Source organism: Clostridium sp. AF27-2AA (genome assembly GCF_003478505.1).
In the GTDB taxonomy this organism is placed as follows: Bacteria; Bacillota; Clostridia; order Lachnospirales; family Lachnospiraceae; genus Brotaphodocola.
In genome coordinates, this window is the sequence record NZ_QUFI01000007.1 from 100416 (window position 1) to 114722 (window position 14307).

General features: G+C 52.0%; 9 protein-coding genes. 6 read left to right on the plus strand and 3 right to left on the minus strand.

Annotation, left to right across the window (positions count from 1 at the left end; translation table 11 throughout):
* Positions 1–12: 12 nt before the first annotated feature.
* Entirely contained in the window at positions 13–717 is a 705-nt protein-coding gene (locus DWY84_RS05825) for a stage II sporulation protein R (RefSeq protein ID WP_118531678.1), read from the minus strand.
* A gap of 117 nt (positions 718–834) precedes the next feature.
* Here DWY84_RS05825 and DWY84_RS05830 point away from each other — a divergent pair, with 117 nt between their 5' ends.
* From DWY84_RS05830 to DWY84_RS05840, 3 genes are read left to right on the plus strand one after another with little or no spacing between them, the layout of a single operon-like run.
* On the plus strand, positions 835–1893 hold the full coding sequence (locus DWY84_RS05830) for a D-alanine--D-alanine ligase family protein (RefSeq protein ID WP_118531679.1): 1059 nt from the start codon (positions 835–837) through the stop codon (positions 1891–1893).
* A gap of 6 nt (positions 1894–1899) precedes the next feature.
* A complete protein-coding gene (murI, locus tag DWY84_RS05835) occupies positions 1900–2721 on the plus strand; it encodes a glutamate racemase (protein ID WP_118531681.1) in 822 nt (273 codons plus the stop codon).
* Between the two features lie 53 nt (positions 2722–2774).
* Positions 2775–3224 carry a DUF1934 domain-containing protein gene (locus DWY84_RS05840; protein WP_118531683.1) on the plus strand — a complete coding sequence of 150 codons (450 nt, stop codon included), beginning with the start codon at positions 2775–2777 and terminating at the stop codon, positions 3222–3224.
* Positions 3225–3275: 51 nt separating this feature from the next.
* On the opposite strand, the gene DWY84_RS05845 is transcribed toward DWY84_RS05840, so the two are convergent.
* Positions 3276–3722, minus strand: coding sequence for a hypothetical protein (locus DWY84_RS05845; protein ID WP_118531685.1), 447 nt, complete (start codon positions 3720–3722; stop codon positions 3276–3278).
* A gap of 203 nt (positions 3723–3925) precedes the next feature.
* On the opposite strand from DWY84_RS05845, the gene DWY84_RS05850 reads away from it, so the two are divergent.
* From DWY84_RS05850 to DWY84_RS05860, 3 genes are all read left to right on the plus strand, one after another.
* Positions 3926–7783: a DNA-directed RNA polymerase subunit beta gene (locus DWY84_RS05850; protein WP_118531687.1), complete on the plus strand. Its 3858-nt coding sequence runs from the start codon at positions 3926–3928 to the stop codon at positions 7781–7783.
* A gap of 18 nt (positions 7784–7801) precedes the next feature.
* On the plus strand, positions 7802–11464 hold the full coding sequence (gene rpoC, locus DWY84_RS05855; protein WP_118531689.1) for a DNA-directed RNA polymerase subunit beta': 3663 nt from the start codon (positions 7802–7804) through the stop codon (positions 11462–11464).
* 338 nt (positions 11465–11802) lie between these two features.
* Entirely contained in the window at positions 11803–13224 is a 1422-nt protein-coding gene (locus DWY84_RS05860) for a polysaccharide deacetylase family protein (RefSeq protein WP_178716321.1), read from the plus strand.
* Between the two features lie 61 nt (positions 13225–13285).
* On the opposite strand, the gene DWY84_RS05865 is transcribed toward DWY84_RS05860, so the two are convergent.
* Complete coding sequence (locus DWY84_RS05865; protein WP_118531693.1) at positions 13286–14260, minus strand: LysR family transcriptional regulator; 975 nt, start codon at positions 14258–14260, stop codon at positions 13286–13288.
* Between the last annotated feature and the right edge of the window lie 47 nt (positions 14261–14307).

Sequence of the window (14307 nt, forward strand, 5' to 3'; positions counted from 1 at the left end):
TCCAAAGCAAAATCAGCCGGTGCTGTGTGATGGCAGCACTGGCCGGAATTCAGGAAAAAAGAAAAAACGGATATTCAGATCAGGGCGGTGATCCTCGAGCAGGGGATAATCGCCCTGATTCAGTTGATCCTGAAGCTCTTTCCGGCTCTCCTCCGGGATCTCTTTGCATGTCTCATCCAGAAAGCAGAAGCGTGGGTAGAGGACACACCACCAGTTGTGCCCTTTCCCTTTTCCGAGAATGACTCGGACTGCGTCATAGGTACCGCAGGGAATTACCAGGTTATCGTAGACCCGGGTGGGAAACCAGGCGCGCTCGAGGGAGAGACTTGCGGAGTAGGGCATCTGCTTTTGGGCCAGAAACTGGCTGGAGACAGATTCTAGGCTGCTTTTGTGAGCGGAAAGCCAGCTGGTGATGGCCTCCTTACTGTCTGCGCTTTCAGGCAGCCGGGCCTGGATGTAATCTAAGAGAAAGCTGCGCACCTCCAGTTTTACGTTCTGGTCTTTTCTGGAATTACTGTTGGCGAGAATATGGAAGCGCAGGATAGAGGGCGCAATACGCTCTGCCAGTGACTCCCGGTTTTTCTGCAGGCTGTCCATGGAAAACAGCAGACAGAGCAGGAGAAGTGGCAGAAGCAGAATTGGAAACAGGGAACGGTAAATCTCAGGAATATGGTCCAGAGTGCGTGGCCATGTGGCGGCGCCGGATTTTGATTTCATGGAAAAAGCCTCCTTCTGCCAGGGGAAAAGATCTATTCTTGTATACCCTGTCACTTCTTAAGTGTTGACAGATATGGTATAATTAATCAGATATTTTGGAAAAGAGAGGGAATCGTTATGAGCAAAAAGAAAATCGCAGTCCTGTTCGGCGGACAATCCTCAGAGCATGTAGTATCCTGCGTGTCTGCGGCCAATGTGATTGACCAGATAAATAAAGAAAAGTATGACCTGCTCCTCATCGGCATTACCGAGGAGGGACACTGGGTGAAGGCAGAGAGCGTGGAGGATATCCGTTCCGGAGCCTGGAGAGAGAGCAGCGTGGAGGTTGTTATCTCCCCGGACGCAACAAAGAAGTGCGCTCTCATTACGGAGAACGGCGTGACCAGAGAAGAGAGGATCGATGTGGCATTTCCGGTGCTCCACGGCCTTTACGGCGAGGACGGTACTGTTCAGGGCCTGTTCGAGCTGGCAAAGATCCCGTATGTAGGCTGTGGTGTGCTGGCTTCCGCGGTATCCATGGATAAGCTGTATACAAAGATCATCGTAGATACCCTGGGCATCCGCCAGGCAAAATATGTTCCGGTGATGCGCTGGGAGATGGAAAAGGATATGGATATCGCGGTTGCGGCAGTAGAGACTCACTTCCAGTATCCGGTATTTGTGAAGCCGTCCAACGCAGGTTCTTCCCGCGGCGTGAACAAGGCAGAAACCAGAAAAGAACTGATCGGGGCCCTGAAAGAGGCTGCAAAGCATGACCGCAAGATCCTGGTGGAGGAGACCATTGTGGGCCATGAGGTAGAGTGCGCGGTTCTTGGCGGCGGCCAGAATCCGGTAAAGGCGTCCGGTGTCGGTGAGATTCTGGCAGCAGCAGAGTTTTATGATTTCGACGCAAAGTACAACAATGCAGAGTCCCGCACGGTCATTGGACCGGAGCTTCCGGGTGATTCCGCAGAGCGCGTACGCGAGGCAGCAGCGAAGATCTTCAACGCAGTAGACGGCTATGGCCTGTCCCGCGTAGACTTCTTTGTCACCAGCGACGGTGAGGTGATCTTCAACGAAATCAATACTATGCCGGGCTTTACCGCCATCAGTATGTACCCGATGCTCTGGGAGGCAGCCGGTATTTCAAAGCCGGAGCTGGTAGACCGCCTCATTGACCTGGCGTTTGAGAGGTAGGAAGTCATGAGTGACAGAAACGCGCCGGTTGGCGTATTTGATTCCGGTGTGGGCGGCCTGACGGTGGCAAGAGAGATCATGCGGCAGCTGCCGGATGAACGGATTGTTTATTTTGGAGATACCGCCCGGGTACCCTACGGAAGTAAGTCAAGAGACACCATCCTGCGTTATTCCCGACAGATCATCCGCTTTCTGCGCACCAAAGAAGTCAAAGCCATTGTGATTGCCTGCAACACGGCAACGGCGCTGACCTTAGACACCGTGGCAGCAGAATCGGACATTCCGATCATCGGCGTGATCAATGCCGGTGCCCGGACCGCGGTAGAGTCTACCCGCAATGGCCGGATCGGTGTCATCGGAACGGAGGCTACTATTGGCAGCGGCATCTATACCGAGGTTATGAAAAAGATGAAACCGGGCATTCAGGTATTTGGGAAGTCCTGCCCGCTGTTCTGTCCGCTGGTGGAAGAGGGCTGGCTTCATGATCCGGTGACAGATGAGGTCGCGTCCCGCTATTTAAGCGTGCTGAAAGAAAAATACATTGACACGCTGGTGCTGGGCTGCACGCATTATCCGCTTCTGCGCTCCACCATGCGGCGTCTGATGGGAGAGGATGTAACGCTGGTAAATCCGGCTTACGAAACTGCCATTGAGCTTCGCGGACTTCTTGCGGAGAATGGGCTGAGCCGTGATCCCTTTGCGCCATTTGCCGGAGAAAAACACCAGTTTTTCGTCAGCGACCTGGCTGAGAAGTTTACGGATTTCGCAAGCTCCATCCTGCCGGAGGATGTAACGGAAACCAAGAAAATCAATATCGAAGAGTATTGATCCTGCGCCGGGACAGGACGAAAACAAGATATGCCATAAGAGAGTTGAGGATTATGACAAGAGATGTACTGATCCGCTTAAGCGGCCTCCAGGCCACGGAGGGCGACGAGGGCGTTGTGGAAGTGATCACCGCAGGGGATTACTTCTGGAAGAATAACAAACATTATCTGATCTATGATGAGGTGATGGAGGGACTGGACGGAGCCATCCGCAATACCATGAAACTGACTCCGGAGAAGCTGGAGATCAAAAAGAGCGGGCCGGTGTCTGCCAGCATGGTATTTGAGGTGGACAAAAAGACCCAGACCCACTATGCCACTCCCATGGGAGAACTGCTGGTGGAGATGACCACCAGCCGGATTGGCTTTGAGGAAGAAGATGACCACCTGAAGGTTGAGGTGGAGTATTCCCTCGATATTAACTATGACCATGTTTCTGACTGCCGTATTGTTCTGGATGTGACATCAAAGAGCTGTGCGAAGCTGGAACTTGGGGAAAACTAAAAAAGAAGAGACAGACGAATTTGCCCGTCTGTCTCTTCTTTTTGCCTAAGCTTAATTTTCTTTTTTAAATCTCGCAAAGAAACCTTTTTTCTTTGGTGCCTGCGGGATTGCTCCGCCGCGGACACTCTTGATCTCGGTGATGTAAAGACCGCTTACAACCACTTTTGCCTCGGTCTTAACCGGGAGTGATGCAAATACACGCTCGTCGGCCATCAGGGTCATAACCTTCGGACCTACCTTCGCCTTTACAACCGGAACCTTTGCCCAGCGCATGTACTTTGGAGTCTGCTCGTAAACGATTTTTGGAAGACCGGAATCCTTGATCTTCATTTTCTTTTTGTCGATGACCAGCATGGAAACGGTCTGTTTGGACATCTCCAGAAGCTGCTGCTGCTCAACCTGACGTTTTTCGAGTCGTCTTCCCAGGAAGTACAGAACTGCAAGAGCAATCACTGCGATCACCAGAATTACCAGCAAAACGTTTAAAAAAGTCTGCATGGGGCATACCTCCATTAGGTTCTTTTGTGTAACAGGACAAACCTGTACAAAAAGTATAGCATTTTACGCAAAAAAAAGCAAGGAAAAACTTGACACCTTGACAGACGTATGATATTATGGAGTGTGCACTATTGTGGCGTCCTGGGCTTTTTGCGCCCAAAAATATGCCAGAAATTAGATTAGAAAACAGGGGTGAAACGTCAATGGAGAAAAGCAGAATGCGCCCGGTAACATCGGGAAAGAGCGTTAGAATGAGCTACTCAAGACAGAAAGAAGTTCTTGAGATGCCAAACCTGATTGAGATTCAGAAAGACTCCTATCAGTGGTTCCTCGATGAAGGATTAAAGGAAGTATTTGAAGATATCTCCCCAATCTCCGATTTCGCAGGTCATTTAAGCCTCGAATTCGTTGATTTTACATTATGTAAAGATGAAGTCAAATACAACATCGAAGAATGCAAAGAACGCGACGCAACTTACGCTGCACCTTTAAAGGTAAAGGTAAGACTTTACAATAAGGACAAAGAAGAGATCAACGAGCACGAAATCTTTATGGGAGATCTTCCGCTCATGACCGATACCGGCTCATTCGTAATCAACGGCGCTGAACGAGTTATCGTAAGCCAGCTGGTTCGTTCCCCGGGCATCTACTACGGAATCGGACACGATAAGATCGGTAAGGAGCTGTATACCTGTACCGTAATCCCGAACCGTGGCGCATGGCTGGAGTATGAGACCGACTCCAATGATATCTTCTACGTTCGCGTAGACCGTACCCGTAAGGTTCCGGTAACCGTACTGGTGCGTGCACTGGGCTATGGCACCAACGCGGAGATCATTGATCTGTTCGGCGAAGAGCCGAAACTGCTGGCAAGCTTCGGAAAAGATACTGCAGAGAGCTATCAGGATGGTCTGTTAGAGCTCTACCGCAAGATCCGTCCGGGCGAGCCGTTATCCGTTGATAGTGCAGAAAGCCTGTTAAACAGCATGTTCTTTGACCCGCGTCGTTATGACCTGGCCAAAGTCGGCAGATATAAATTTAATAAGAAGCTTCACTTCAAGAACCGCATCAAGGGCCAGATTCTGGCTGAGGATGTGGTAGATGAGACCACCGGAGAAATTCTGGCAGAGGCTGGCACCAAGATCGACAAAGACCTTGCGACCACCCTGCAGAACGCAGCTGTTCCGTATGTTATGATCCAGGCTGAGGAGCGCAACTACAAGGTTCTTTCCAACTTAATGGTTGACCTGGCTGCTTACGTGGACTTCGACCCGAAGGAAGCCGGTGTTACGGAATTAGTATATTATCCGGTATTAAAAACTATTCTGGAAGAAGCTGGTGATGACCAGGAAGAGTTAAAGAAGCTGGTTCATAAGAATATCACCGAGCTGATTCCGAAGCACATTACCAAGGAAGACATCATTGCTTCCATCAACTACAACATGCATCTGGAAGGCGGCATCGGTACCCCGGACGATATCGACCATCTGGGCAACCGTCGTATCCGTGCCGTTGGTGAACTCTTACAGAACCAGTACCGCATCGGTCTGTCCCGTATGGAGCGTGTGGTAAGAGAACGTATGACCACCCAGGATATGGACGGCATTACTCCGCAGTCCTTAATCAACATTAAGCCGGTTACCGCAGCGGTGAAGGAGTTCTTCGGAAGCTCCCAGCTGTCCCAGTTCATGGACCAGAACAACCCGCTGTCTGAGCTGACTCACAAGAGACGTCTCTCCGCACTGGGACCTGGCGGTCTGTCCCGTGACCGTGCCGGATTCGAGGTTCGAGATGTACACTACACCCATTACGGACGTATGTGCCCGATCGAGACTCCTGAGGGACCGAACATCGGTCTGATCAACTCCCTTGCAACCTACGCAAAGGTCAACGAGTACGGCTTCATTGAGGCTCCGTACCGTGTTGTAGATAAATCCGATCCGGCCAACCCGCGTGTAACCGACGAGGTTGTATACCTGACCGCGGACGAAGAGGATAACTTCGTCGTAGCACAGGCAAATACCCTGCTCGACGAGGAAGGCCATTTCGTGAACAATAACGTAGCCGGCCGTTTCCGTGAGGAGACTTCCGAGTTCCAGAAGAGAGCCATCGACTTAATGGACGTATCTCCTAAGATGGTATTCTCCGTAGCAACCTCCATGATCCCGTTCCTTCAGAATGACGATGCAAACCGTGCTCTGATGGGATCCAACATGCAGCGTCAGGCCGTTCCGCTTTTAAGAACTGAGGCACCTGCAGTAGGTACCGGTATCGAGGGCAAAGCTGCTGTTGACTCTGGTGTCTGCGTTGTCGCAAAACATGCCGGCGTTGTTGAGCGCTCCGCCTCCAACGAGATCATCATCAAGAGAGATGACAACGGCGCAAAGGATGTTTATCATCTGATCAAATTCTCACGAAGTAACCAGTCCAACTGCTACAACCAGAAGCCGCTCGTTTACAAGAACGACCATGTTGAGGCAGGCGAGGTTATCGCGGACGGTCCGTCCACCAGCAACGGTGAGATCGCTCTCGGTAAGAACCCGCTGATCGGATTCATGACCTGGGAGGGTTACAACTACGAGGATGCGGTTCTCTTAAGTGAGAGACTGGTTATGGAAGATGTCTACACCTCCGTTCATATCGAGGAGTATGAGGCAGAAGCCCGTGATACCAAGCTCGGACCGGAAGAGATTACCCGCGACGTTCCGGGTGTCGGCGACGACGCGTTAAAGGACCTGGACGAGAGAGGCATCATCCGTATCGGTGCTGAGGTTCGTGCCGGTGATATCCTGGTTGGTAAGGTTACCCCGAAGGGTGAGACCGAGCTGACCGCAGAGGAGAGACTGCTGCGTGCCATCTTCGGTGAGAAGGCAAGAGAGGTAAGAGATACCTCCTTAAAAGTACCGCACGGTGCTTACGGCGTCATCATCGACGCAAAAGTATTTACCAGAGAGAACGGCGACGAGCTGGCTCCTGGCGTAAACCAGACTGTCCGCATTTACATTGCCCAGAAACGTAAGATTTCTGTAGGTGATAAGATGGCAGGACGTCATGGTAACAAGGGTGTCGTTTCCCGCGTACTTCCGGTAGAGGATATGCCGTTCCTGCCGAACGGACGTCCGCTGGATATCGTGCTGAACCCGCTGGGCGTACCTTCCCGAATGAACATCGGACAGGTCCTGGAGATGCACTTAAGCCTTGCATGTAAGGCACTGGGCTTCAACATTTCCACCCCGGTATTCGAGGGCGCGAACGAGGTAGATATTATGGATACCCTGGAAATTGCCAACGATTACGTAAACACCTCCTGGGAGGAGTTTGAAGAGAAATACAAAGATACCCTGAAACCGGAAGTTATGGATTACTTAGGCTCCCATCTGGAGCACCGTGAGCTGTGGAAGGGCGTTCCGCTCCAGCGTGACGGTAAGGTAAGACTGCGTGACGGACGTACCGGAGAGTACTTCGACAGCCCGGTAACCATCGGCCACATGCACTACCTGAAGCTGCATCACCTGGTTGACGATAAGATCCATGCACGTTCCACCGGCCCATACTCCCTTGTTACCCAGCAGCCTCTGGGTGGTAAGGCACAGTTCGGCGGACAGCGTTTCGGTGAGATGGAGGTTTGGGCTCTGGAGGCGTATGGCGCGTCCTACACTCTGCAGGAGATCCTGACCGTGAAGTCCGATGATGTTGTCGGACGTGTGAAGACCTACGAGGCGATCATCAAGGGCGAGAACATCCCTGAGCCGGGCATTCCGGAGTCCTTCAAGGTACTGTTAAAAGAGCTGCAGTCCCTGGGCCTGGATGTAAGCGTACTGCGTGACGACGGAACCGAGGTTGAAATCGGTGAGAACGTAGATTACGGCGAGACCGATCTGCGTCACATCATTGAGGGCGACAGCCGCTACAACCGTGACGAGTCCTTTGGCGACTACGGCTATCAGCAGCAGGAGTTCAAGGATGGAGAGCTGGTTGGCGTCGAGAGCGACGATGACAGCAGCGATGATTTCGAAGGGGAATCTGATGACTACACCGATGATTCCTTTGATGAAGAATAATAGAAGGGAGTAACGCTCATGCCTGAGACAAATGAAACTTATCAGCCATTGACATTTGATGCCATCAAGATTGGCCTGGCTTCCCCGGAGAAGATTCTGGAGTGGTCACACGGCGAGGTAAAGAAGCCGGAGACCATCAACTATCGTACCTTAAAGCCGGAGCGCGACGGTCTGTTCTGTGAGCGCATCTTCGGACCGAGCAAGGACTGGGAATGTCATTGTGGTAAATATAAAAAAATCAGATACAAAGGCGTAATCTGCGACCGCTGTGGCGTTGAGGTAACCAAGTCCAGTGTCCGCAGAGAGCGTATCGGCCACATTCAGCTGGCTGCTCCTGTATCTCATATCTGGTACTTCAAGGGTATCCCGAGCCGTATGGGTCTCATCCTGGATATCTCTCCGAGAGTGCTGGAAAAGGTTCTGTACTTTGCGTCCTACATTGTTCTGGACGCAGGTCAGACCAGCCTGCAGTATAAGCAGGTACTTTCTGAGAAAGAGTACCGTGAAGAGGTTGAGAAGTGGGGCTACGGCAACTTCCGTGTCGGAATGGGTGCCGAGGCAGTTCTTGAACTTCTTAAGAGCATTGATCTGGAAAAAGAGTCTGAGATGCTCAAACGTGAGTTAAAAGAGTCCAGCGGCCAGAAACGTGCAAGAATCATCAAGAGACTGGAAGTTGTAGAGGCATTCAGAAATTCCGGAAACAAGCCGGAGTGGATGATCATGACCGTGATTCCGGTTATTCCGCCGGATATCCGTCCTATGGTACAGCTGGACGGCGGCCGTTTCGCAACCTCTGACTTAAATGATTTATACAGAAGAATCATCAACCGTAACAACCGTCTTGCCCGCCTGCTTGAGCTTGGCGCTCCGGACATCATCGTCCGCAACGAGAAGCGTATGCTGCAGGAGGCAGTCGATGCCCTGATTGATAATGGACGCCGCGGCAGACCGGTAACCGGTCCTGGCAACCGTGCGCTGAAATCCCTTTCCGATATGCTGAAAGGTAAGCAGGGACGTTTCCGTCAGAACCTGCTTGGTAAACGAGTTGACTACTCCGGACGTTCCGTTATCGTCGTTGGACCGGAGCTGAAAATCTACCAGTGTGGTCTTCCGAAGGAGATGGCCATCGAGCTGTTCAAGCCGTTCGTTATGAAGGAGCTTGTACAGAACGGAACCGCGCACAACATCAAGAGCGCGAAGAAGATGGTGGAACGTCTGCAGTCCGAGGTATGGGACGTACTTGAGGATGTCATCAAAGAGCATCCGGTTATGTTAAACCGTGCACCTACCCTGCACAGACTGGGTATTCAGGCCTTCGAGCCGATCCTGGTAGAAGGTAAGGCAATCAAGCTGCATCCGCTGGTATGTACCGCGTTCAACGCAGACTTCGATGGAGACCAGATGGCAGTACATCTTCCGCTTTCCCAGGAAGCACAGGCTGAGTGCCGTTTCCTGCTCCTGTCTCCGAACAACCTGTTAAAGCCGTCTGATGGTGGTCCGGTAGCCGTTCCTTCCCAGGATATGGTACTTGGTATCTACTATCTGACCCAGGAGCGCCCGGGCGCAACCGGCGAGGGCATGATCTTCAAGAGCGTGAACGAGGCAATTCTTGCATACGAGAACGCTGCTGTGACCCTGCACTCCCGCATCAAAGTAAGAGTAACCAAGACCATGCCGGACGGCACCGAGAAAACCGGTGTTGTAGAGTCCACCCTTGGCCGTTTTATCTTCAACGAGATCATCCCGCAGGATCTGGGCTTCGTTGACAGAAGCGTTCCGGGCAACGAGCTGGTACTTGAGGTTGATTTCCATGTGGGAAAGAAACAGTTAAAGAAGATTCTGGAGAAGGTCATCAACGTGCATGGCGCTACCCAGACTGCTGTTACCCTGGATGATATCAAGGCTATCGGTTACAAGTATTCTACCAGAGCAGCCATGACCGTATCCATCGCGGATATGACCGTGCCGGCATCCAAGCCGCAGCTTCTGGAAGACGCGCAGGCAACTGTAGACCGCATCGCAAAGAACTTCCGCCGTGGTCTGATCACTGAGGAAGAGCGTTATAAAGAGGTTATCGATACCTGGAAGACTACCGATGACCAGCTGACCAAAGACCTGTTAGGCGGTCTGGATAAGTACAACAACATCTTCATGATGGCAGACTCCGGTGCGCGAGGATCTGATAAGCAGATCAAGCAGCTGGCAGGTATGCGTGGACTTATGGCAGATACAACCGGTCACACCATCGAGCTTCCTATCAAATCCAACTTCCGTGAGGGTCTTGATGTACTGGAGTACTTCATCTCCGCTCATGGTGCACGAAAGGGTATGTCCGATACCGCGCTGCGTACCGCAGACTCCGGTTACCTTACCCGTCGTCTGGTAGACGTATCCCAGGATCTGATCGTGCGTGAGGTAGACTGCTGCGAAGGCAAGGATATCCCGTATATGGAGATCAAGGCATTTACCGATGGCAAAGAGACCATCGAGAGCCTGGAGGAGCGTATCACCGGCCGTTACATCGCTGAGACCATTACCGATCCGGAGACCGGAGAAGTGGTTGTAAAGGCAAACCATATGTGTACTCCGAAGCGTGCAGCTGCTGTTATGAAGGCGCTGAACAAGATGGGCCGTGATTCTGTAAAGATCCGTACCGTCTTAAGCTGTAAGTCTCACATCGGTGTCTGCGCAAAATGTTACGGTGCCAACATGGCAACTGGCCAGCCGGTACAGGTTGGTGAGGCAGTCGGCATTATTGCGGCACAGTCTATCGGTGAGCCGGGTACCCAGCTGACCATGCGTACCTTCCATACCGGCGGTGTAGCAGGTGGAGATATTACACAGGGTCTTCCTCGAGTAGAGGAGCTGTTTGAGGCACGTAAGCCGAAGGGTCTTGCAATCATCACCGAGTTCGGCGGTGTTGTAACCCTGAAAGATACAAAGAAGAAACGTGAGATCGTGGTTACTGATCCGGAGACCGGCAACTCCAAGACCTATCTGATCCCGTACGGATCCAGAATCAAGGTTCAGGACGAGCAGGTGATCGAGGCCGGTGACGAGCTGACCGAAGGTAGCGTAAACCCGCACGACATCTTAAAGATCAAGGGCGTCCGCGCCGTACAGGATTACATGATCCAGGAAGTACAGCGTGTATACCGTCTGCAGGGTGTAGAAATCAACGATAAGCACGTTGAGATGATCGTTCGTCAGATGTTAAAGAAGATCCGCATCGAGGAGAGCGGCGACAGCGATGTGCTGCCGGGCGTATCCATGGATGTTCTGGATTTCAACGAGATGAACGAGGCTTTGATCGCAGAGGGCAAGCAGCCGGCAGAGGGCAAGCAGGTTATGCTTGGTATTACCAAGGCATCCCTGGCTACTGATTCCTTCCTGTCTGCAGCATCCTTCCAGGAGACCACCAAGGTTCTGACCGAGGCGGCTATCAATGGTAAGGTTGACCATCTGATCGGTCTGAAGGAGAACGTAATCATTGGTAAGCTGATTCCGGCTGGTACCGGTATGAAGCGTTACCGTTCTGTAAAGCTCAACACAGATGTAGAGCCACAGGACGAGATTGCTCTGGAGGATGACGATGAGATCCTGCTGTCTGGAGACAATGAGGATGGCGACATGGCGGACGAGGCTCCGGAAGTGTTTGACATCGACGACAGCGAAGAGTAAAAAATAATATAGCCTGACCGTAATAGCAGAAGGTCCGGGCATGTAAGAAAACGACTTCCTATATTTTCACATATCGTTATTTGCTTGCTTTCACAACAGATGTTCGCCTGCATCGGATTTGCATCCGCTGCATTCGGACATCTGTGTTCAAGATGCAAACACCTGATATGCTGAAAATACTGGAAGTCGTTTTCTTACATGCCCTGCGGTATTGGCTGTGTGAAGATTTGGGGTGCAAATGCGCGGTGCTGTTTGCGCAATATGTAAATAACATCCAGTAGTTTTGTAGAAAGTATGGGTATTGTATGAGTCAGTTACGTGGGGGAGAGAATTCGAATTTGAACAGGGATTCTGGAAGAAATACAGGTGGAAACGCACCGCAGCGCCCTGACCGGAGGGCGGGGCGGCCGCTTTCGGAGCGGGAAATCCGGGAGATGCGGGCGAGGAAGGCACGGAAGATGAAGCTGATGCGCCGCCGCAGACGGATTCTGCTTCTGGGCCTGCTTGCGGTCTGCGTTCTGACCGGTGTGCTGGTGGCTGCGGTTTCCAGACGTGTGCGAAGCTGGAAGGCAGAGAAGGCAGCTGTACAGGCAGCGGCAATGCAGGAGAGCATGAGCGCGTCCGCGGCAGAGGCAGAAAGCCTGGCAGCAGCGGAGGCTGAGCAGTACCGGGCAAATCTGCCGGATATGGGAGCTATTTACGGAATTGCCGTAAACGGAGTTGGCTGGAGCCATTTCTTTGCGGACAATTCCTACAGCATGGCACCGGCAAATTCCTACATCACAGCGCTCCGCGCAACCTTAAACGGGCAGCCAGAGGGCATGAGCGGAACCATCCGCTACCGGGTGAACTTAAGCGGAACCGGATGGCTGGACTGGCAGGAGAATGGCAATGAGGCAGGAGATTCTGCCGGTAGTATGCCCCTTGAAGGCATTGCCATGGAACTGACCGGAGATCTGGCAACTTATTATGAGGTGCTTTACAGTGTATTGCAGGATTCCCAGTGGACGGAATGGGCTTCAGACGGCGCGGAGGCCGGAGCGGTTGGCGTGGGTCTCCATGTGGACGGTGTGCGGATTTCTGTGGTGAAGCGGACCGGAGGCGAGGCTTACGCGGGAAATATTGATCCGAACCGGCCCATGGTGGCCCTGACCTATGATGACGGTCCGTCGCCGACAGTCACGCCGCGGATATTAAAGTGCCTGCAGGATAACGGAGGCCGGGCTACCTTTTTTATGGTGGGAAAGCAGGTTATCAAAAGTCCGGATGTCTTAAAACAGATGGTGGCTCAGGGCTGCGAGGTGGCTAACCACACCTACGACCATACCCTCATGACAAAGGTGGCACCGGTGGAGCTGGCAAATCAGCTGGTGGCGACAAACCAGGTGGTTTCCGATGCCTGCGGCATCTCTCCGGTGCTGATGCGTCCCTGCGGCGGCGCAAAGACCGTGGAAGGCATGAACATTGCAGGCGCGATTTCCATGCCGGCGATTCTCTGGAGTGTTGATACGCTGGACTGGAAGACCCGGGACGCGTCCCAGACGATCCAGACAGTGCTTGAGAAGGTAAAGGACGGGGATATCATTCTGATGCATGACCTTTACGATGCGACTGGCGATGCCAGTGAGACGATCATCCCGGAACTGGTAAAGCGTGGGTTCCAGCTGGTGACGGTCAGCGAGCTGTCATCCTACCGGGGCGGTATGATACCGGGAAAAAGCTATTCGCAGTTCCGTCTAGTGAAGACAAATGAGAAATAAAAACAGATGGTAAATGCGGCCTGCCAGCTTTCACGATGGGAAAGCTGGCAGGCCGCATTTTTCATCTGCAGTCAGTGTCTGGCAGAAGAGCAGGCGGAAAGCCGACACCGTAGTGATCCCAGAAATCCTTTATTTTCTGTGCATAATTCTGAGAAAGCTGGATCAGGTACCTGTCCGCTGAGGTCAGCATACGATCTTTGGAGAAGATGATATACCAGTCCCAGGATGGTTCCTGTTCCGGATAAAACCAGACGGAGCCGCTGCCATTTTGTACATAGGACTGTGGCATAATGGTGCAGCACAGTCCGTTGCTGACCAGTCGGTACAGCACATTGTTCATATGGGTTTCGTAGCGGATCTTCGGGAGATATCCAGCATCCTCAAACAGCGGATCAATGACGTTTCGCATAGTGGAACCGGAGAACATGAAGGCAAAGGGATCATTTTTAAAGTGTTTTAAGTCCATTGTGTTTAATGGTTTCCCCGTGGGGGCGGCATATTGTGCCATGGGATGTTTACGCGGAATGCCGAGAACCAGCCGTTCCGTGCAGAGGTGTACATAGTCAAAATGGCGGGAAGAAGGCTTGTCTTTTATCATGACAAAGGCCAGATCTAGCCGGTCAGTCTGGACATTTTCCTCCATCTCCCGTACATTTTGCTCAGTCAGAGTGATGGCTACGTTGGGAAAAGCATGGCTGAAATCCTTTGCAATATTAATGAATAGGTCAGCTCCGTGCTCATAGGGAAGTCCAAAGGAAATGGTGCCGCGGGGATTGTCGGACAGATCATTGATCTGGCTGACGCAGTTCTGTGCCATCTTTAAAATTCGTCTTGCGTTTTCGATATAAATACGCCCGGCATGAGTCGGGCGCATTTCTTTTTTGGAGCGGTGAAAGAGAGGGGTGCCAAGCTCTGTTTCGAGCTTGATAAGCTGCTGGTTTAAGCCGGACTGTGAGATGAACAGGCGTTCAGCTGCCTTGGTGACATTTCCGGTTTCTGCGATCGCGACAATGTATTCCAGTATTTTAAAGTTCATAATAAATTCCCTCCTGAAAGTTTCTGGCAAATGCTACAATATGATCT